This window comes from Lutibacter sp., from assembly GCF_013041805.1.
GTDB lineage: Bacteria > Bacteroidota > Bacteroidia > Flavobacteriales > Flavobacteriaceae > Lutibacter.
The window spans coordinates 1-21,553 of record NZ_JABDRI010000097.1 but is presented as its reverse complement, the minus strand read 5'-3'; the positions used below and the strand labels follow the sequence as shown (position 1 = coordinate 21,553).

At 30.3% G+C, this 21,553-nt stretch carries 20 protein-coding genes; 15 read left to right on the top strand and 5 right to left on the bottom strand.

Annotation, left to right across the window (positions count from 1 at the left end; translation table 11 throughout):
* Nucleotides 1-20 precede the first annotated feature (20 nt).
* Entirely contained in the window at nucleotides 21-575 is a 555-nt protein-coding gene (gene ruvC, locus HKP59_RS11740; RefSeq protein WP_291807134.1) for a crossover junction endodeoxyribonuclease RuvC, read from the top strand.
* Here the strand turns inward: ruvC and HKP59_RS11735 are convergent, their stop codons facing one another.
* A complete protein-coding gene (locus HKP59_RS11735; RefSeq protein WP_291807131.1) occupies nucleotides 576-863 on the bottom strand; it encodes an antibiotic biosynthesis monooxygenase in 288 nt (95 codons plus the stop codon).
* A 113-nt stretch (nucleotides 864-976) separates the two neighbouring features.
* Here HKP59_RS11735 and hemW point away from each other — a divergent pair, with 113 nt between their 5' ends.
* Both hemW and HKP59_RS11725 read left to right on the top strand, forming a co-directional pair.
* Nucleotides 977-2,125: a radical SAM family heme chaperone HemW gene (hemW, locus tag HKP59_RS11730; protein ID WP_291807128.1), complete on the top strand. Its 1,149-nt coding sequence runs from the start codon at nucleotides 977-979 to the stop codon at nucleotides 2,123-2,125.
* A gap of 74 nt (nucleotides 2,126-2,199) precedes the next feature.
* Entirely contained in the window at nucleotides 2,200-2,580 is a 381-nt protein-coding gene (locus tag HKP59_RS11725; protein WP_291807125.1) for an OsmC family protein, read from the top strand.
* A gap of 57 nt (nucleotides 2,581-2,637) precedes the next feature.
* Here the strand turns inward: HKP59_RS11725 and HKP59_RS11720 are convergent, their stop codons facing one another.
* Entirely contained in the window at nucleotides 2,638-4,563 is a 1,926-nt protein-coding gene (locus HKP59_RS11720) for a CocE/NonD family hydrolase (protein ID WP_291807123.1), read from the bottom strand.
* Nucleotides 4,564-4,637: 74 nt separating this feature from the next.
* On the bottom strand, nucleotides 4,638-5,024 hold the full coding sequence (locus HKP59_RS11715) for a DUF423 domain-containing protein (protein WP_291807121.1): 387 nt from the start codon (nucleotides 5,022-5,024) through the stop codon (nucleotides 4,638-4,640).
* Nucleotides 5,025-5,574: 550 nt separating this feature from the next.
* Between HKP59_RS11715 and HKP59_RS11710 the strand changes: the two genes are divergently transcribed.
* The 10 genes from HKP59_RS11710 to HKP59_RS11665 all read left to right on the top strand — a co-directional run bounded on the left by HKP59_RS11710 (nucleotide 5,575) and on the right by HKP59_RS11665 (nucleotide 16,589).
* Complete coding sequence (locus HKP59_RS11710) at nucleotides 5,575-5,817, top strand: hypothetical protein (RefSeq protein WP_291807118.1); 243 nt, start codon at nucleotides 5,575-5,577, stop codon at nucleotides 5,815-5,817.
* Nucleotides 5,818-5,873: 56 nt separating this feature from the next.
* Entirely contained in the window at nucleotides 5,874-6,623 is a 750-nt protein-coding gene (locus HKP59_RS11705) for a GLPGLI family protein (protein ID WP_291807115.1), read from the top strand.
* A 17-nt stretch (nucleotides 6,624-6,640) separates the two neighbouring features.
* Complete coding sequence (locus HKP59_RS11700; RefSeq protein WP_291807112.1) at nucleotides 6,641-6,844, top strand: hypothetical protein; 204 nt, start codon at nucleotides 6,641-6,643, stop codon at nucleotides 6,842-6,844.
* 62 nt (nucleotides 6,845-6,906) lie between these two features.
* Nucleotides 6,907-7,650, top strand: a complete 744-nt coding sequence (locus tag HKP59_RS11695; RefSeq protein ID WP_291807109.1) for a GLPGLI family protein — start codon at nucleotides 6,907-6,909, stop codon at nucleotides 7,648-7,650.
* A gap of 19 nt (nucleotides 7,651-7,669) precedes the next feature.
* Entirely contained in the window at nucleotides 7,670-8,422 is a 753-nt protein-coding gene (locus HKP59_RS11690) for a GLPGLI family protein (RefSeq protein ID WP_291807106.1), read from the top strand.
* Between the two features lie 32 nt (nucleotides 8,423-8,454).
* Nucleotides 8,455-11,118 carry a carboxypeptidase-like regulatory domain-containing protein gene (locus tag HKP59_RS11685; RefSeq protein WP_291807103.1) on the top strand — a complete coding sequence of 888 codons (2,664 nt, stop codon included), beginning with the start codon at nucleotides 8,455-8,457 and terminating at the stop codon, nucleotides 11,116-11,118.
* A 37-nt stretch (nucleotides 11,119-11,155) separates the two neighbouring features.
* Nucleotides 11,156-11,680: a hypothetical protein gene (locus tag HKP59_RS11680; RefSeq protein WP_291807100.1), complete on the top strand. Its 525-nt coding sequence runs from the start codon at nucleotides 11,156-11,158 to the stop codon at nucleotides 11,678-11,680.
* A 311-nt stretch (nucleotides 11,681-11,991) separates the two neighbouring features.
* Nucleotides 11,992-13,656 (top strand): asparagine synthase B, encoded by a 1,665-nt coding sequence (gene asnB / locus HKP59_RS11675; RefSeq protein ID WP_291807097.1) that lies wholly within the window; start codon nucleotides 11,992-11,994, stop codon nucleotides 13,654-13,656.
* An 83-nt stretch (nucleotides 13,657-13,739) separates the two neighbouring features.
* Nucleotides 13,740-15,863 carry a DNA helicase RecQ gene (gene recQ, locus HKP59_RS11670; RefSeq protein ID WP_291807094.1) on the top strand — a complete coding sequence of 708 codons (2,124 nt, stop codon included), beginning with the start codon at nucleotides 13,740-13,742 and terminating at the stop codon, nucleotides 15,861-15,863.
* Between the two features lie 105 nt (nucleotides 15,864-15,968).
* Nucleotides 15,969-16,589 (top strand): short-chain dehydrogenase, encoded by a 621-nt coding sequence (locus HKP59_RS11665; protein ID WP_291807091.1) that lies wholly within the window; start codon nucleotides 15,969-15,971, stop codon nucleotides 16,587-16,589.
* Between the two features lie 11 nt (nucleotides 16,590-16,600).
* Here HKP59_RS11665 and HKP59_RS11660 read toward each other — a convergent pair whose 3' ends face one another.
* Nucleotides 16,601-17,050 (bottom strand): Lrp/AsnC family transcriptional regulator, encoded by a 450-nt coding sequence (locus HKP59_RS11660; protein ID WP_291807087.1) that lies wholly within the window; start codon nucleotides 17,048-17,050, stop codon nucleotides 16,601-16,603.
* Nucleotides 17,051-17,168: 118 nt separating this feature from the next.
* Here HKP59_RS11660 and HKP59_RS11655 point away from each other — a divergent pair, with 118 nt between their 5' ends.
* Together HKP59_RS11655 and HKP59_RS11650 are read left to right on the top strand one after the other, a co-directional pair.
* Nucleotides 17,169-17,567: a hypothetical protein gene (locus HKP59_RS11655; protein ID WP_291807084.1), complete on the top strand. Its 399-nt coding sequence runs from the start codon at nucleotides 17,169-17,171 to the stop codon at nucleotides 17,565-17,567.
* A gap of 126 nt (nucleotides 17,568-17,693) precedes the next feature.
* Nucleotides 17,694-20,237: a M14 family zinc carboxypeptidase gene (locus tag HKP59_RS11650; RefSeq protein WP_291807082.1), complete on the top strand. Its 2,544-nt coding sequence runs from the start codon at nucleotides 17,694-17,696 to the stop codon at nucleotides 20,235-20,237.
* A 71-nt stretch (nucleotides 20,238-20,308) separates the two neighbouring features.
* On the opposite strand, the gene HKP59_RS11645 is transcribed toward HKP59_RS11650, so the two are convergent.
* A partial coding sequence (locus HKP59_RS11645; protein ID WP_291807079.1) for a methylmalonyl-CoA mutase family protein occupies nucleotides 20,309-21,553 on the bottom strand: 1,245 nt, incomplete at its 5' end.

Genomic DNA, 21,553 nt, shown 5'->3' with positions numbered 1-21,553 from the left:
TTTTACAAATAAACAACTAATTGAGTTCAGAAAAAATCATATTAGGAATTGATCCAGGAACCACTATTATGGGTTTTGGATTGATTAAAATTGTCAATAAAAAAATGGAGTTAATTCAGTTAAATGAATTATCACTAAAAAAGTACGACGATCATTATGTGAAACTTAAACTAATTTTTGAACGTACCATACATTTAATTGAAACCTATCACCCTGATGAAATTGCTATTGAGGCACCTTTTTTTGGTAAAAATGTTCAGTCTATGTTAAAATTAGGAAGAGCTCAGGGAGTTGCCATGGCGGCCGGTTTATCGCGTCAAGTGCCAATTACTGAATATTCACCAAAAAAAATTAAAATGGCAATTACTGGAAATGGTAATGCAAGTAAAGAGCAGGTAGCAAAAATGTTGCAGAGCTTGTTAAAACTAAAAACGTTGCCTAAAAACCTTGATTCAACCGATGGTTTGGCAGCAGCAGTTTGCCACTTTTATAATAGCGGAAAAATAACCTCGGGAAAAAATTATTCAGGCTGGGGAGCTTTTGTTAAACAAAATAGTAAAAGAGTGAAAAAGTAATTAAATTACAATATCACATTCATACGTTTCATATTTTTGTTCAATAATTAATTTACGGTGCTCGTGAAAAAGTTGATGCTCTTTTGAAGCCTCCATTTTATCTTTATCGTCTTTCGAACTCCAATACTCAACTAAGAAAAAATGATTTTCTTTGTTTCTATCCTTAAAAATATGAAAATGATCAAGACCTGCTGGCTTAGCTTCTGTTAATTCTTCAAATTTTTGTAATTCTACAAATGAAACTTCTTCACCATCTTTAACTTTAAATGAGACTATATGTGTGTACATGTTTTATTGTTTTTATCAAAAATACAATACAGTTGGCAGTAAAAAGGTAACAAAAATCACTTTTTGCTATTTTTTTTTATTAACGTACATTTAGCACTAAATAATTTTCAACTGTGTCAGGAATATATTTGCATATACCATTTTGTAAACAAGCATGTTACTATTGTGATTTTCATTTTTCAACTTTATTAAAAAGAAAGACTGAAATGATCAATGCACTTATAGAAGAATTAGTGTTGAGAAAAGATGAAAATAAGGGAGAAAGCATTGAAACTATTTATTTTGGAGGAGGAACTCCTTCGATATTGTCAAATGAAGAAATAACAGTATTGATTCAAACTATTACTGCTCATTATACGGTTGTTGAAAATGCTGAAATTACGTTGGAAGCCAATCCAGATGATCTATCAACTAAAAAAATTAAGGAGCTCGCCTCATCACCAATCAACAGATTAAGTATTGGTATTCAATCGTTTTTTGATGATGATTTAAAATTTATGAATCGGGCGCATACGGCTTCGGAATCTAAAAAATGTTTATCCAAGGCTTTAAAATACTTTGATAATATTACCATTGATTTAATTTATGGAGTTCCAAATATGAGTTGTGAAAAGTGGTTAGCTAACTTAGAGCAAGCATTTGCATTTGGGGTGCCACATATATCAAGTTACGCGTTAACGGTTGAAGAGAAAACAGCCTTACATAGTTTTATTAAGCAGGGCAAAGTACCTCCAATAGATGAAAAATTGGCATTAGAACATTTTAATATATTGGTTGAGCAATGCGAAAAGCAAGGATTTGTGCATTATGAAATTTCAAACTTTGGAAAGCCAGGCTATTTTTCTAAACACAACAAATCCTATTGGTTGGGAGAAAAATATATAGGAATTGGACCCTCTGCACATTCGTTTAATGGAGTGAAAAGATCTTGGAATGTTTCAAATAATGCGAAATACTTAAAAGAAATTCAAGAAAATAAATTGCCATCTCAATTTGAAATTCTTACGGTAAATAATCGGTTTAACGAGTATATAATGACTGGTTTACGAACTGTTTGGGGAGTTTCATTTGATACAATTGAAAAAGAGTTTGGCGCTCTTTACTTGGAGCAATTAAAAACAAATGTTCAACCTTTTATTGATAAAGGGTTGTTGAAAATTCAACACCATTCTTTTTCAAATAACACCTTAATTACTACTAAAAAGGGCAAGTTTTTGGCTGATGGTATTGCCAGTGATTTGTTTTTAGTAGATGAAGTCTAAGTTGTGTAATATTAGATACTTAACAGATTTAAGTTAATCGCTACTTTTGCCGTCTAAAATTTAGTTTTATAGGTATGATATTACAAACAATTTTTGATGAGCAAGGAAATACGGTTCCTTTTTTAAATGGAAAAGAAATTACCATGAAAGAGTCACCATTTCTACTATTTTTAGCATCAATTGGTATGTGTTCGGCGGTTTATGTTCGTTCTTTTTTAGCGCAAAGAGGTATTCCTTTTAATGATGTGGTTATCAATCAAAAAATGGATTATGACCAATCTGCAGGAATGGTAAAATCAGTTGAAATTCAACTTGATTTACCTAGTCAATTTCCTGAGAAATATAAGGGAGCTATTAAAAAAGTAGTGGATCAATGTTTAGTTAAACGTCATTTAGTTGATGCACCAGAATTATATGTTACTACAAATATTAAAGTAGATCAAGAAATTAATTAGTTAATAGGTTCAATAGGTTAAACATTAAAAAGGGTAGCAATTAAAGTTACCCTTTTTTTATTTCAATGTTGAAAATTCAATACTTGATGAGGTGAAAACCGTATGCGTTTGGGTTTTAAAATCTTCTTTGGAGGCTTTAAAATTATTCTCAACATAGGTTTGTGGATTCAAATCTATTAAAGGAAACCACGTACTTTGCACCTGTATTTGCAATTTATGACCTTTTTTAAAAGTATGATGAACATCTTGTAATTTAATAGTTACAGGTGTTTTTTTGTTTGGTGTAAAAGGCTCTGGATATGTAAAGCTATTTCTAAATTTACCACGCATAACTTCACTTCGAACCATTAAGTGGTAATTACTCATTTTTAAGTGGTCTTGCATATCTTTATTATTTTCTTCAACATCTGAAGGATGTACATCAATTACTTTTACTATCCAATCGGCATCAGTTCCTGTGGTGGCAACTTGTAGCTTTGCTAAAATATCACCAGCTAAAGTAAAATCATTTTCTAATACATTGGTTTCAAATACTAAAACGTCACTTCTTCTAGCGGCAAAACGTTGGTCATCTGTCATATATTTTCGAGGCGTAAAAACGGTTTTAATATCTTCAGAGTAAGGAACAGGTTTTTTAATATCACTCACAAATTGAATACCAACATCGTTTCCTTTTGAAGTTGTTAATTGTTGATTTTTAGACAAATAAAAATGTTGTTTTTCCGTATCTTTTGGTGGCCACGTATCATAAGTATTCCATTCTTTTTTCCCAGTATCATATACATACGCTTCAGGTAAACCAGAATTTTTATCACCAGCTCCTTTTAAGAAATGATTAAAAAACTTCGTTTCAATTTTTTCTTGAAAAAACAATGAGATTGAATCTCCAAAATAATAATTACCAACGCTATTTTTAGGATTCGTTCTTGCCCATTGTCCGTGACTCCAAGGTCCAAAAACGATGGTGTTATAATTGTCTTTGTTATATTTTTCAATGGTTTTGTAGGTTTCTAACGGGCCATATAAATCTTCGGCATCAAATTCACCTCCAACAATCATCGTAGCAACATGTGACTTTACATTCTTTAAATGCTGAATTAGGCCTTTTGACTGCCAAACTTCATCGTAGTTCGGATGTTCTTTTAATTCTTCCCAAAAGAAATCATTGGTTTCAGCTCCTAATTCTAAGGCAGGGTTATCTAGTTTTTCATATTGAAAATAGGAATTCAAATTTTGTAAAGGACCCGCATCTAAAAAAAACTGATATTGATCTTGTGTTTTTAAATCAGGTATTTTATACCAAGCAGTATCTGAAGGTTCATTTTTTTGAGTTCCAAATAAAGAGGTTGCTCTAAAATAACTAAGTAAATAGGCACCGTTATGGTGAAAATCATCAAAAAAGAAATCGGCTATACAAGCTTGTGGCGAAGCTGCTTTTAATGCTGGATGTGCGTCAATTGTAGAATAGGTGCTATAAAATCCTGGGTACGAAATTCCCCAAGTTCCAACATTTCCATTGTTGTTTTCTACGTTTTTTACCAACCAATCAATAGTATCAAAGGTATCAGAACTTTCATCAATATCTTTATTGGTTTTTTTGTTGGGAATATAAGCTCGCATATTGTCATACGTTCCTTCGCTCATCCAACGTCCACGAACATCTTGGTATACAATAATGTTCCCTTCTTCCATTAAATGTTTATTTGGACCAATAGTTCTGCGGTAAGTATCAGCGCCATAAGGTCTAACACTGTATGGTGTGCGTTGCAATAAAATTGGGTATTTTTTACTGGTGTCTTTTGGAGCATAAATGGTGGTAAACAATTTTACACTGTCACGCATGGTGATATACGTTTCCGTTTTTGTATAATGATCTTTCACATAGGTGTTTTTTTCTTTTTCTTCTGATGAAGTTTTAGAACAGCTAAATAAAATAGTAATAAGTGAAACGAGTAGCAGTGCTTTGAATAAATGAATTCTCATAAAAAGATTGATTAGGTTGCAGTAAATCTACAAAAAATGAATGTTAGAAATGTTAAGGTAGTTGTAAAATGGCTTTAAAATTGCATATTTAAAATAGAAACAAACAAAAGTATCCAGCCAATAATTAAAAATAAACCGCCAATTGGAGTCACAGGACCTAAAAATGTTAATTTTTTATTTTTTGCAGATGAAATGACTAAGCCATAAATACTAAATGAAAACAATATAATTCCAAGCATAAAACTATATACCATATATTTTTCTGAAGCAGTTTTAAAGGTGAAATTAAACCCAATAAGTAATAAAACTATTGCATGGTACATTTGATATTTTACACCTGTTTCAAAGCTTTTTAATTGTTCTGTAGTTAACATTTTTTTTAAAGCATGTGCGCCAAAAGCACCAAATACAACGGCTAAACCGCCTAAAATTGCTGCAAAAAGTAAGGTAAATTGAATCATGAATTATTTTTATTTTGTGGCCGTAAATATAGGATAATCTATTTACACGGTAAAAAAGTGTGGTTTTTCCATACCAAAAGTGTGGAAAAACCGTAAACTTTCAAAAAAGTATATACATATTACATTTTATTTTGTTAGCTCTTTTTTTTTTTTTTTACATTTAGCCTGAGAAAGATTAAAAATTGCACTATGAAACAATTAATTGCTATAAAATTCCCATTTATTTTAATACAGAAATTTCATATAATCTGTCATACGGAGCTTGTCGAAGTATGAACAGGCACCTATTAATTCATGTAATATATAAACAGAAAAATCCTCTGCTGGTAAAAATTTTAAGAACACCATACGCTAATAAAATGTTTAACCTAAAACCAATAACTATGAAATAGCTACTATAAACAAACAGAGGAAAGCGTTACAAAAGTAATACACCTCGTAGGATTAACAAAATATAAAGCGCAATTATGCGCTAGTAACTAATTTAAATTTTAATAAAATGAATTTTTCTAAGAAAAATCACGAACACCAAATTATAAATATAAAAAACGTGAGTAAAAAAATAATTTTAGGAATGGTATTTGTTTTTGCAAGTTTTACGATGGTGAATGCGAAAACAGAAATAGTTATATTAAATGATTTTTGTTTTGATCGTGCAATTGAGCATTTAGAAGATATGGAGTCTGTATTTGGAATTACTTATAATCAAGAAGATGCAACAGATATTTTGAATGATCATTATATGATATGTTGGTGTATGAGTCATACAGATTTCTGTATGGATAATTGGTAACAATATTAACTTGGACATCCAAAGATTTCTTTGGATGTCCTCTAAATTAAAATATTATGACTTTTAAAATAAAATATTTTCTTTTTTTGTTTTTTGCATTTATTTACTTCAATGTAAGTTGTCAAATAAAAAACGCAAAAATTACCTATAAAATAAAAATGAATATTCAAAACGATTCTATCTTTAAGCTAGAAAACGATAGAGGAAAAATGGTAAGATTAGTTTTTAATGAAATAAACTCAATTCAAATGGAATTAGTTTATTTTGATGGTATTACTGAATTTAAAGAAATCCCAAAAATTTTTATTAGTAAAAAGCAAGAATCATTTCAGAAATTAGCAAACAAAAGTGCAAGGTTAAATGAAGTTTATTATACAAATATTGAAAATAAAACTTCCTCAGTATTTAAAACATTTGGAGGAGTTGATTATTTTATTACGTCAGATTCAGGACTTAACTGGATGTTGATTAATGAAAATAAAGAAATTGGAGGGTTTAATTGTCAAAAAGCAGAAACTATATACACTTATAAAGACAGAAAAGATAATTATCAAAACTTAAAAATAACTGCCTGGTATTCGCCAGAGATTCAAATTTCTTCAGGACCTAAAAATTATATTGGATTACCAGGTTTAATTTTAGAATTGACTGAAGGAGATGATTTTTTGACTTTTCAAGCGTCAAAAATTCAAATAAATTCAAAGGATATTTCTAAAATTCATATACCCAATGATGTCGAAAATATTACAAGGAATGAATTTAGTTTAATAACAAAAGAATCTTACAACCAATTTTTTAAAAACTAAAAAAAATAATTTTAGGAATGGTATTTGTTTTTGCAACGGTAACAATGGTAAATGCAGAAAATGAATCTTTGGAAGTTCCTGGGAAATGTGGCGAATTAGCACAAGAAGTTTTTGATAGTGCAGTTTCTCAAGGAGAGAGTTATGAGAATGCGATGGAAGTATCTGATGCTATGTATCATTCTTGTAGATATTTGACTTATTTATCAGATTATATTGAGTAAAAACTTAAATATTTATTTTGGGGCTAACCTTATAGGTTAGCCTCTAATTAAAAAAAAACAATATGAGAAAAGTACCACTTTTAGTATTTCTATTATTTTCAATAATAAGTTTTTCACAGCATAAAAATGTTTTCGTTGTATATAAAAAGGATATATTAAATTATGCTATACAAAGTAAAAATCCAGAAAAACAAGAAGCTTATAGTTCAATGTTAAATGAACTTAAGTCTAGTAGTAAAAGTTTAAGATATAACTTAATAATTAATGACAGTAAATCTCTTTTTTTATTAGAAGAAAATTTAGAAATAGACATTAATAAACAAGCTTTAAGATTTATTGAGAATGCAGGTGATTCAGGAGGTAGTTTTTATATGAATTCGAAATCAAGGGAATTAATACGGAGTAAACATTTATCTGGAGAAACTTTTAATATAATTTCAAGTATAGACTCAATTAAGTGGGAGCTTACAAATGAGAGAAAAAAAATTGGAAATTTTGAATGTTATAAGGCTAAAACAAACAAGGTTGTTAAAAATAGTAAAGGTACATTTAATCATATTGTTGAAGCTTGGTATGCACCTGAAATACCTTTTAGTTTTGGCCCCGTTGGTTATGGTGGTTTACCAGGGTTGATCATTGAAATTCAATATCAAAACGTTCGCTTTTATGTTTCAACCATAGCGCTAAATACTAAAAAAAATACTAAAATAGTTAAGCCAACAAAAGGTAAAGAAGTTACAAAGGCTGAATACAATGAAATAACAAAAAAAATGGCAAATGATTATCTAAAAAGCCTCAAATATTAACTATTATAAATAGTATTAAATGATCAACTTTAAAAGCATTGTATTTTTATTTACCCTCTTTATTTGGCAATATTCAAATACCCAAAATGAATTTCAAGGGAAAATTAGTTATACCATACAAGTAACTAATATCAATTTTTCTAAAATTGCAAATGATTCAACAAAATCAATTGAAGTTAAAAATATGTTTAATAAAATTTTTAAAGATGCTAAACCAATTGTGGCAGTTTTGATTTTTGAAAATAATGAGTCTTTATATGAGCTAGATTTAATAAAGGAAATGGAAATTGAAAATGATTCCAAAATTAATTTAACTAAAATAATGGCGAGAGATGGAAAATATTATATGAATAATGCTACTAAGGAAATTTTACATGAAGAAAATTTTGTAGGAGATATGTTTTTAATTAAATACCAACCTAAAAACTGGAAAATTACTCAAGAAACAAAACGAATTGGAAATTACTCGTGTTATAAAGCTATTACCATTAGTAAAGCTAAAGATAAAAAAGGGAATGAAGTAGATAAAATAATTGAAGCTTGGTACACACCTGAAATTCCAATCAATTTTGGACCAAAAGAGTACAATGGTTTACCTGGTTTAATTTTGGAAGTACAAGAAGGAAAGTTAAATATAGTAGCTTCAAAAATTGAATTAAATACCAAAGAAGCTATTGTAATTGAAAAGCCCAAGCGAGGAAAAAAAATAACAAAAGAAGAATTTAAACAAATTACTAAAGAAGCTGCATCTAGTATATTTTGGAAAAACTAAAATGGTTTTTAAAACTGTAAAAATTGAATTAAATGAATATTAAAAAATGTACTACTATTTTAATATATTTTATCATTGGTATTTATATTACAAACGCCCAATCCATTACCCTAAAAGGCAGTGTTAAAGACAGTTTACAAAACGCATTAAGTTATGCAAACATACTAGCAAAACCAGCAGATGTTACTAAAAACCTACAATTTGCAATAACTGACGATGATGGGTTGTACAAATTAGAACTTACAAAAAATGACACCTATACTATTTCAGTAAGTTATATGGGCTATAAAACAGCTAGTTTTAAATTTATAGCTACAGAAAATTCTCAAAAAAACATTGTTTTAAAAGATGCACCAAACCAATTGCAAGAGGTAATTATTGAAATGCCTGTAACGGTAAAAGAAGATACCATAACCTACAATACCAAAAAATTTGTAACTGGTGAAGAACGCAAGCTAAAAAATGTACTTAAAAAATTACCAGGTGTTGAGGTTGATAAAAATGGTAGTGTTACCGTACAAGGTAAAAAGGTTACTAAAATGTTGGTAGAAGGGAAGAAGTTTTTTGGTGGTAGTTCTAAATTAGCCGTTGAAAATATCCCTGCCAATGCGGTTGATAAAATACAAGTAATAGATAATTACAACGAAATTGCTTTTTTAAAAAACGTATCAGACACCAATGAAATGGCCATGAATATTCAACTAAAAGAAGATAAAAAACAATTTGCTTTTGGTGATATTGAAGCAGGTAAAGGAAATCAAGATTTTTACCGTACACATAGCAACTTATTTTATTACAGCCCCAAAACCAATGTGAATTTTATAGGAAACCTAAACAATACGGGTGAAAAAACATTTACGTTTAAAGATTATATGAGTTTTCAAGGCGGTATAAGTGCTATTTTAAAAGGCGATGGTGCTATTTATAATATTTCTAGAAGTGATTTTGCAAATTTTATGGAAACACAAGATTTGGTAAACAGCACCAATAAGTTTGGAGCTTTAAATATTACCAAAGTTGTAAATACTAAACTAGATATTTCTGGTTATGCCATTTTTTCACACACTAATAATAAAGCATTGGTTGAGTCTGTAAACCAATACGAAGCTTTTACAGAAGAAAAAGAGAATACATCTAGTACTAGAAATATTTTAGGAATTGGAAAATTTAATTTGGAGTATGCTCCAACACCTAATGAGCAATGGTATGTTAAAACACAGTTAAAAAAAACCGATAACTTAAATGAGAGTGGTATTATTTCTAAAATTAATGAAACAAATAATGTTATTAATGAAATAAACAGTGGTATTGCAACCTATATAAATCAAAATATAGAATGGCATAAAAAGCTATCAAACAATCATACATTCTCAGTAGCTGCTGATGTTACTTTTGATCAAAACAACCCAACTACACTTTGGGAAACAAACAATCCAATTTTACAAGGTTTAATCCCTGTTGAAACAACTGAAAATTATGTGTTAAACCAGCTAAAAGAAACCAAGAGCACCACAATTAACTCAATTTTTAAACATTATTGGGTGCTCAATAATTTCAATCATATATACACTACTGTTGGAAATAAATATAGCAACGAATCTTTTTTTACCAATGATAGTCAGCAATTAGAAAATGGAATTGAGAATAATTTTTCTGCATCGGGTTTTGGAAACGATTTAGAATATAGGTTAAACGATTTTTTTGTGGGTGTACACTACAAATTTAAAACAGGAATTTTTGAGTTGAAGCAAGGAGCTTTTTTACACAATTATAACTGGAATTTAAATCAAGAAACTTCTATAAAAAATAATAAAATAGTAGTGCTACCAGATTTTTCAGCAACCATTAAGTTTAGTAATTCAAAAAAGTTAAAACTAAACTATCAGCTAAAAAGTAGCTTCTCAAATGCTTCTAAATTAGCAAACAGGTTTTATTTACAATCGTATAACTCAGTTTTTAAAGGAAATGCAACTTTAGAAAATCAATTGTATCATACTGCAAGGCTGTATTATAATAGATTTAGTTTATACCGCGGTATCATGTTATTTGGAGGTGTAAATTATACAAAAAAAGTAACAGGAATTCAAAATGCCGTGCAATTTGAAAATGCTAATTATTTTATTTCTCCAATACTTGTAGATAATCCAGAAGAACGTTGGAATGTTAACTTAGATCTAAGTAAAAAAATAAAAAAGTTTAAATATGGTTTAGATACAAGCATTTCAACTTCAACCTATTTGCAAAATATAAATGAGGACTTTGTAACTAATAAAAGCAATACTTACAGTTATACACTGTCAGCTAAAACGTTGTTTGATAAATTCCCAACTATAGAAGCTGGTTTCAATCAAAGTATTGGTAAATATACATCAAGTAATCAAAAGTCAACATTTATTACCAACAAACCTTTTGTAACAATAGATTACGATTTTTTAAAGAATTTTATATTCTCTTTTGAGTATGAAAGTTATCACTATCAAAATAAAACCTTTAATGAAAAAAATACGTATCAATTAGCAAATGCAACACTTTCATATAAAAATGAAGAGAGCGCTTGGAGCTTTAAGTTAGATGCTCAAAATTTATTCGATATACAGTTTAAACAACAAAATAGTTTCTCTTTGTACCTAATTTCAGATGCTAAAACCTATGTGTTACCAAGAATGTTAATGTTCTCAATAGCATATAACTTATAAATATTTCAAATAATAATTAATTCTTAAAAATATTTTTATGAAAGTAACTACTATTATTAAAACGCTATTATTCTTAGGATTGGGTATTATTTTCATTTTTTTTGTTGTACGTACAATTCAATCTATCTTGTTATTTGAAGACATTCAGAACGAAATGACTTTAGAAAAGAAATTGGATATACCAATTGAAAAAAAAATGGGAGTTTATAATTTGAAACTTCAAAAAACGGACTCAATTCTTTTAGGTGAACAGGAAAATTTTATTCATTTTTGGGCAACTTGGTGTAAGCCTTGTATTGCAGAGTTTAAAACATTTGATAGTATTTTAGCACTAAAACGAAATATTAATGTCTATTTTATTACTGAAGAAAAAAGAGATGTAGTGTTGGATTTTATAAAAAATAGTAATTACAAAAATATACCTTTTTATACGGTAAATAAAGACTCAAATTTATTTAATATTAAGTATTATCCAACTACTTTTCATAATCTAAATCGGAATACTTACGAAAAAGTGATAGGGCAATCAGATTGGGCTCATGTTTTTGAACAATTAGATTAAAGATTTTTTACGTGAATTATTATCTCTCAACTTATATGGTTGGGAGATTTTTTATAAAAAAATGTTATCTTCTTATATCATTTCAGACACAAAAACCTACGTGTTGCCTAGAATGCTGATGTTCTCAATAGGGTATAACTTATAAATATTTCAATTAATAATTAATTCATAAGAATAGCACTATTGTTATTACATAAAGTTACAAATTACTATTACGTTGTTATAAATTGTAACTATTAGTTGTATTTGTATTTGTGTATAGAAACAATTATGGCACATTTGCATTATAATTAATAATAAATATAATAACCATGTGTGGAATAGTTTGTGCATTTGATTTAAAAGAAAAAAGTGAAGGATTAAGACCTCAATTATTAATGATGTCTAAAAAAATTCGTCATCGTGGTCCAGATTGGAGTGGTATATATGCCGATGAAAAAGCAATATTAGCTCATGAACGTTTGGCAATTGTAGATCCTGCATCAGGAAAACAACCTTTGTTTAGTGAAGACGGAAAATTGGTATTAGCAGCAAACGGCGAAATTTATAATCATAGAGCATTACGCAAACAATTTGAAGGAACGTATAATTTTCAAACAGAATCAGATTGTGAAGTAATTTTAGCGTTGTACAAAGAAAAAGGACCTGGATTTATTGATGAAATGAATGGTATTTTTGGATTTGCCTTATATGACGCTGAAAAGGATGAATATTTTATTGCACGCGACCATATGGGAATTATTCCGCTTTATATGGGTTGGGACGAGAATGGTACTTTTTATGTAGCTTCAGAATTGAAAGCGCTGGAAGGCGTGTGTACAAAAATTGAATTATTTCCTCCGGGACACTATTTACATAGCAAAGATGGTGAATTAACAAAATGGTATGCTAGAGATTGGATGGAATATGATGCTGTAAAAGAAAACCAAACAAGTATTGATGAAATTCATGATGCGTTAGAAGCTGCGGTGCATCGGCAATTAATGTCTGATGTTCCTTATGGAGTGTTACTTTCAGGAGGATTAGATTCTTCTGTAACTTCAGCCATTGCAAAAAAATATGCTGAAAAAAGAATCGAAAGTGACGATACACAAGCTGCTTGGTGGCCTCAGTTGCACTCGTTTTCAGTGGGTTTAGAAGGTTCTCCAGATTTGGCAGCAGCGCAATTAGTTGCAGATCATATTGGAACGGTACACCACGAAATTAAATTTACTATTCAAGAAGGATTGGATGCTATTAGAGATGTAATTTATAACCTTGAAACCTACGATATTACAACTATTAGAGCTTCAACGCCTATGTATTTAATGGCGCGTGTTATTAAGTCAATGGGAGTGAAGATGGTATTGTCTGGAGAAGGAGCCGATGAATTATTTGGTGGTTATTTATATTTTCATAAAGCACCAAACGATCAAGAATTTCACGAAGAAACAGTACGTAAATTAAGTAAATTACATATGTACGACTGTTTACGTGCTAACAAAAGTTTAGCCTCATGGGGAATTGAAGGTCGTGTACCATTTTTAGATAAAGAATTTATGGATGTAGCCATGCGTATCAATCCAAAAGATAAAATGATTAATGGAGAGCGTATGGAAAAATGGGTAGTGCGTAAGGCTTTTGAAAGTTACTTGCCAGAAAGTGTTGCTTGGAGACAAAAAGAGCAATTCTCAGATGGTGTTGGGTATAGTTGGATTGACACCTTAAAAGAAGTGGTAAACGAAAAAGTAACCGATGAGCAATTGGCAAATGCCAAATACAAGTTTCCAATTCAAACGCCTACAAATAAAGAAGAGTTTTATTACCGTTCTATTTTTGCAGAACATTTCCCATCAGATACCGCAGCGTTAAGTGTGCCACAAGAAGCTTCTGTTGCTTGCAGTACCAAAATTGCCTTGGAATGGGATGCAGCATTTAAAAACATGAACGACCCATCGGGGAGAGCAGTAGCTAATGTTCATAGTGATGCTTACTAAAATAATTGTACGATTTAAATTTCAAAACTGTATTTTTGAAGCCGCTCTAGATAAAGAGCGGCTTTACTTTTTAAAATAAAAACATGCTATTAAAAGAAACCCGAGAAAAATTAATTCCTACACTAAAAACCTTTTTTGGTTTTGATAGTTTTCGAGAGCAGCAACAAGAAATTATAGAGTCGGTACTGTTAAAAAAGGATAACGTAGTTATTATGCCAACAGGAGGAGGGAAATCTATTTGTTTTCAATTACCCGCGTTGCTTTTTGAAGGAGTAACCTTAGTTATTTCCCCATTAATTGCTTTGATGAAAGATCAAGTAGATGGTTTAAATGCCAATGGAATTTCAGCAGATTTTTATAATAGCAGTCAAGAAAATTTTGAACAAGAAGAAGTATTTGAAAAAATATTTAAAAAGGAGTTAAAGTTGTTATATGTAGCGCCAGAAAGTTTGTCACTTTTACAGCATATCTTAACCGAAGAACATATTAGCTGCATTGCAATTGATGAAGCACATTGTATTTCATCTTGGGGGCATGACTTTCGTCCTTCTTATCAGCAATTAGGTTTTTTAAAAAATCAATTACCCAATACACCCATTATTGCATTAACTGCAACTGCTGATAAAGCCACAAGAAAAGATATAACCCAGCAATTAAACATACCGGAAGCAAGACAATTTGTAGCTTCTTTTGATAGGAAAAATATTGAGCTCGAAGTACGACCAGGAAATGATCGGTTTTCACAAATTTTAAAATTTATAAAATCGAAGCCCACTGAAGCAGGAATTATATATTGTTTAAGTAGAAAATCTACAGAGCAATTAGCATCAAAATTAAAACAAAACGGAATTAAAGCAGCTTCCTATCATGCAGGTTTAAATTTTGAAGAACGTACCAAAACTCAAGAAGATTTTATTTATGACAGGCTAACCGTAATTTGTGCAACAATTGCTTTTGGAATGGGAATCGATAAATCGAATGTTCGTTGGATAATTCACTATAATATGCCTAAAAATATTGAAGGCTATTATCAAGAAATTGGTCGTTGCGGAAGAGATGGACTAAAAGCAAATGCACTTTTATTTTATAGCTACTCAGATGTGATACAACTGCGAAAATTTGCTACAGGAGCAAGTAATGAAGACGTGCAAATTGCCAAACTTGAGCGAATGAAACAATTTTCAGAAGCAACTACGTGCCGAAGAAAAATATTGTTAAGTTATTTTGGGGAATTGTTGGCTGAGAACTGTGGAAACTGCGATGTATGTAAAAATCCGCCTCATTTTTTTGATGGAACCATTATTGCCCAAAAAGCACTTTCTGTAATTGCACGTTTAAAAGAGTCTGAAGCTATTGGTACGGTAATAGATGTGTTAAGAGGTGCGCAAAATGCAACTATTATTGACAAGCAATACCATACATTAAAATCACACGGAATAGGAAAAGATATTTCATGGAGAGATTGGCAACAATACATCATTCAATTAATCAATCAAGGTTATTGTGAAATTGCTTTTCATAAAAATAACGCATTACGATTGACCAGTTTTTCTAAAAAAGTATTGTTTGAAAATGAAGTAGTGAATTTAACAAGGCCTAAAGCATACGAAGAGCAAGTTCAAATTCAAAAGAAGGCTACAATTAAAATAACTAAGAAGCTTCAAAAAGATTCGTTATTTGAGCGATTGAGAAAATTACGTCAGGAAATTGCATTGGCGGAGAATATTCCAGCCTATTTGGTTTTTAGTGATGCTTCATTAAAGGAAATGGAACGAGCAAGACCCATGTGTGAATCAGATTTTTTAGATATTAGTGGTGTTGGACAGCGCAAACTTGAAGTATATGGAGAAGATTTTATTACTGAAATTGTGGCTTTTTCAAATGAAAAAATAGAGAAACGAAAAAAAAATGATACACATAAAATAACCTATCAATTATACAAAGAAGGTTTCACTATTGATGAAATTTCCGAAAAAAGAAATCTAAAACCAACCACTATATTTTCTCATTTAGCAAAATTATATACCGATGGAAAGGAAGTAGATATGTATAGTTTTGTAACTAAAGAGGAAGTAGAAAAAGTAAGAATTGCAAAAGATGAATTAGAAAGTCCACAAGCATTAAAACCATATTTCGAATATTTCAATGCTGAAATTGACTATTTTAAAATCAGATTAGCACTAACTATGATAGCTAAAGAGGGTTAATTTGTTAAACTTATCTAAAAAAGAAAGCTTGTGTAACTTACACCTCCCTATTAAAGTTTGAAATAAACTATTTTCGCATTCAATAAAAATAATTTGAGCGTTTAAATGAAGAGTACGAAAAGAAAAGAGAAGAAAAGTAAGTTGGCTTTAATACACCAGTATTATTTGTATACAGGGTTTTACTCGTTTCTTGGAAAAAGTTTAAAGAAAGCGTTACCTCCCATTCTTATTTTTATTGTCGCATTGTTTTTATTCAATGAATTTGTATATAATATTAATGATGGATTGCATTTAGTAACAACTACCTATGCAACTACCCATATTTTAGCAATTTTTTTCGTTTCAGAAACTTTTCTAGGTTTAATTCCGCCAGAAATATTTATCGCTTGGTCTAAAAAAACAAATGATCCAATAGTTAATTTAGCTTTATTGGCTAGTTTATCCTACGTTGGAGGTGTAGCCTCATATTTTATTGGGAAATCTATTTTAAAAATGGAAAAAGTGAAATTGTATTTTGAAACTAAAATGTCAAAATACTTAAAAAATACAAGTAAATGGGGAGGTTTTTTAATCGCTGTAGGTGCGTTACTTCCAATCCCATTTTCAATAACTTGTTTAGCTGGTGGAATGATAAAATACCCTTTAAGAGGTGTTTTATTATTTGGTGCTTTACGATTTGTAAGATTTGCAGTTTATGGTGCTGCTATTTTTAAAATGGTTGGTTAAGGAAAAGCAACTTACATTCCTATTCTTTTTACCATTGGATTATTTTCAACTATATTTGATAATACAATATGAGTCCTAGTTTCACCATAGGTAATTAGTTGATCTATAAATTTTTCTAAATGTTTTTGATTGTTTAAAACAACTTCCATAACAATATTTTCATTTCCTGTGATTCTATAACAATTTACCACTTCATTAAACGAAGTTACTTTTTCAATAAATGGTTTTAATCGCCCCATAAATGCTCTTAATGTAATAATAGCTTTTAATTGATGTCCAGTTTCAAAATGAGAAACTTTCGCATGATAGCCTTCAATAATACCAGCATCTTCAAGTTTACGAATACGTTCCGCAACTGCTGGTGAAGTAATTCCTACTTGTTTGGCAATATCAGTATTTGATTGTCTAGCGTTATGTTGTAAACAACTTAAAATTTTCCAGTTGACCGTATCTATTTTCATTATTAAAGATTTAAACCTTAAATATATTAAATAATAAATGAAATTAACACTTTTGCTTTAATTAATGTATGTAATATGATGAATTACAAAGTAAATTTGTGTACATCCATTTATAAAAATGTATAATTCATCAGAACAAAATATAAATCAGTTAATTATCTATAAAAAATCGTTAGATATTTTTAAGTTATCTCGTGAAGTTGCTTCCTATATTACAGATGATAAGGATATGATTTCGATGTATAGATCTGGTAATAAATCTGATAATTATGCAGATAATTTAGTGATGAATGCTTTTAGATTGGTTCCAAAAATAGTTGAAGTTGAAACTCAAAATAGTAAAAGGTTAAAGCTGAAATCGGCAAAATCACTCAAGTATTTTATAGATCGAATTTACCATGATTGTATGACGCTAGAGAATACAAAAATTCAGGGAAAAGATTTTGTTCATTTATTAAGACGTGAGTTAAAACATCTCCGTAAAATTCATAAAGTTTACGTAAATTCTTTATTGTAATTTATTTTAATCATTTCTAAATTAGTTGTCTCTTTTGTTACAATAGGTAAGTTTTATACATCTTATTCTCATTAAGATAAAATTTAATTGCTATTTTTAAAGTTCTATTCTTCAAATCAACTAAATATGAAACAAACAAAACACTTTTTTACTGCAATAATTAGTAGTTTAATTATGGTAGTATCAGCTTCTGCACAAGATTATTATTTTAAAGACAAAGCACCATTTGATGCTTCAATTCCTTCACCTGAAGCTTTTTTAGGATATGCTATTGGTGAACGTCATACACGACACGATCAAATAGTGGCCTATTTAACCAAGCTTTCTGAATTATCAGAGAAAGCTTCCATTGAAATTTATGGTGAAACACATGAGTTTAGAAAATTAGTGATGCTAAGCATCTCTTCAAAAGAGAATTTAGCCAATCTAGATAATTTAAAGAAACAGCATTTAGCCTTTACAAACCCAAATGAATCTCCAACAAATTATGGTGATTTGCCTATTTTCGTTCAATTGGGATATGGTGTACATGGGAACGAACCTTCAAGTGCTGAAGCAGCCATGCTCATGGCTTATACGTTAGTTGCTTCTAATAGTGAAGAGGTATTAAATTACCTTAACAATGCAGTTGTTTTTGTTGATCCAGCTATTAATCCTGACGGCCGCGATCGTCATACGCAATGGGCAAATCAGTTTAGAGCAAGCCCATTGGTCTCAGATAATTTAGATGCAGAGCATAATGAAGGGTGGCCAAGAGGAAGAACCAATCATTTTTGGTTTGATTTAAATAGAGATTGGTTGTTAGCAATCAATCCAGAAAGTAGAGGAAAACTAAACTGGTATCACGAGTGGTATCCAAATGTAGTAACCGATTTTCATGAAATGGGAACAAATAGTTCGTACTTTTTTGAACCTATGAAACCAATTGGTTCTAAAGATCCAATTATGCCGAAGGAAAATTATGAAGATTTAAACGATTTATTTGCCAACTATTTTCAAAAGACAATGGATGATATAGGTTCTTTATATTTTACCAAAGAAGCTTTTGACGGAACCTATCCTGGCTATGGGTCTTCGTATCCAGATTTGCAAGGTGGTTTAGCATTGTTGTTTGAGCAAGCAAGTTCTAGAGGTCATCTTCAGGATACAGATTATGGTACTATTACTTTTCCATTTACTATTAGAAATCAGTATTTAAATAGTGTTGCAACCTTAAAAGCTGCGGTTGAAAATAAAAGCGTGTTACGAAAATATCAACAAGATTTCTTTAAATCAGCTGTGCAGCCTCCAACTAAAAATAGCGTAGTTGCTTATGAATTTGGAGATGCTTTTGATAAGAATAGAACCAAAGCATTTATTGATAAGTTGTTAATTCATAAAATTAAGGTGTATAAAAAGGACGATAAATTTATTGTACCCGTAAAGCAACCTCAAAAAAGAATGGTTCAAACGATGTTTGAAACTTATAATAAATATAGAGATAGTGTATTTTATGATGCATCAGCTTGGAGTGTTGCTAATTTTTATAATATGAGTTACAGAGGTTTGAAAACTTCAAATCTAGGAGAGGAAATTACATCAACAAGTGAATTGGTGAATGTTAGTAAAGTGAAACAAACAAATTATGCCTATATCGTTGATTGGGATGACTATAATGCGCCTGCTGCGTTGTATTATCTACAATCTAAAGGTGTAAAAGCATCTTCTACTTTTAAACCATTTTCAATAAGTACTTCTGAAGGAATTAAAAATTTTAATTATGGAAGTTTAATGATTCCAGTGAGTAAGCAGTCCAAATCAAGTGATGAAGTTTATAAGATAGTTAAAGAAGCACAAGAAAAATTTGAGGTTCCAGTATACGCTGTACAAACAGGATTTAGCACAAAAGGAATTGATTTAGGAAGTAATAATATAAAAGCTTTAAAGAAACCAAAAGCATTGTTATTAATTGGTGATGGTGTCAACTCTTTAGAAGCTGGTGAAGTTTGGCATTTATTAGATACCAGAGTACATATGCCTATCACTAAGTTACAAATGAGAAATTTTAGAAATGCGAACCTTGATAAATATAACAGCTTGGTAATGGTGTCTGGAGGTTATAGCCAGTTAGATTCTGTTCAATTAGAAAAAATAAAACAATGGGTGACTAAAGGAAATACGTTAATTACGATTGCAAACGCTTCAAAATGGGCAATTAGCAAAAAATTAGTAAAAGAAACGCTTACTAAAAAACCAAAAGAAGAGAAAGAAGTGAGTATTGAAAGAAGCTCTTATGTTTACGCATCTGAAGAGATAGGAAGAGAAGGTTTAGGAGGTATCATAGTTGAAGTTGATTTAGATGTTACGCATCCGCTAGGATTTGGGTATCATTCATCAAAATTACCGGTGTATAAAAACAATAGTGTGTTTTTAGCACCAAGTAAAAATGCGTATTCAACAGTAGCTAAATACACTAAAAACCCGCTTATAGATGGGTATATTTCTGATCAAAACATGAATGTATTTTTAAAACCGTCAGCTTCATTAATTGTGAGTCCTGTAGGAAGTGGTAGAGTAGTGATGTTTGCTGATAACCCTAATTTTAGAGGTTCTTGGTATGGTACCAACCGTTTATTTTTAAATGCGTTATTCTTAGGAAAACATATCAATGTTCCGAAGGCTAGAAATTAAAATAGTATTGAGATAAAAAGAGGCTGTTAAAAAAAATATTTTTTAAACAGCCTCTTTTTATACGAATTGACTTACATATTTCGTCTATATTGCCCACCTACCTCAAACAATGCTTCCGTAATTTGACCAATGGAACATACTTTACAAGCCTCCATTAATTGTTCAAAAATATTCTCGTTATTGATAGATTTTTGTTTTAATAATTCAACTTGTACTGCTACTTGTTTTGTATTTCCTTTATTCAAATTTTGAACTACCGTTATTTGATATTGCTTTTCTTCTTCCGTAGCTCTAATAACTTCTTGTGGTAAAATAGTTGGTGAACCTTTACTACTTAAAAAAGTATTGACACCAATAATTGGAAATTCACCTGTATGTTTTAAGGTTTCATAATACAAGCTTTCCTCTTGAATTTTACTGCGTTGGTACATGGTTTCCATAGCTCCTAAAACTCCACCACGTTCCGTAATTCTATCAAATTCTACATAAATTGCTTCTTCAACCAAATCGGTCAATTCCTCAATAATAAACGACCCCTGAATTGGATTTTCATTTTGAGTTAAGCCCAGTTCTTTATTAATAATTAACTGAATTGCCATGGCTCTACGAACGCTTTCTTCAGTTGGAGTTGTAATGGCTTCGTCATAGGCATTAGTGTGCAAGCTATTGCAATTATCGTAAATAGCATACAATGCTTGTAATGTGGTTCGAATATCATTGAAATCAATTTCCTGAGCGTGTAAGCTTCTTCCTGAAGTTTGAATATGGTACTTCAACATTTGGGCTCTAGAATTTGCTCCATACTTATTTTTCATTGCTTTTGCCCAAATTTTTCGGGCAACTCTTCCAATTACAGCATATTCAGGATCTACTCCATTAGAAAAGAAGAACGATAGGTTTGGTCCAAACTTGTTAATATCCATTCCTCTAGATAAATAATATTCAACATAGGTAAAACCATTTGCTAATGTAAATGCCAATTGTGAAATTGGATTTGCTCCTGCTTCTGCAATATGATACCCAGAAATAGAAACTGAGTAGAAATTACGAACATTATTTGTAATAAAGTATTCTTGCACATCACCCATTAAACGCAGGGCAAATTCAGTAGAAAAAATACATGTATTTTGAGCTTGATCTTCTTTTAAAATATCTGCTTGTACCGTTCCTCTAACTTTAGCAATGGTAGTTGCTTTAATTTTTTCTTCAATTTCTTTCTCTAATTGATGTTCAATAATATATTTTTCACATTCCTGATCAATTGCAGCATTCATAAAATAACCAAGCATCATGGGTGCAGGGCCATTAATGGTCAT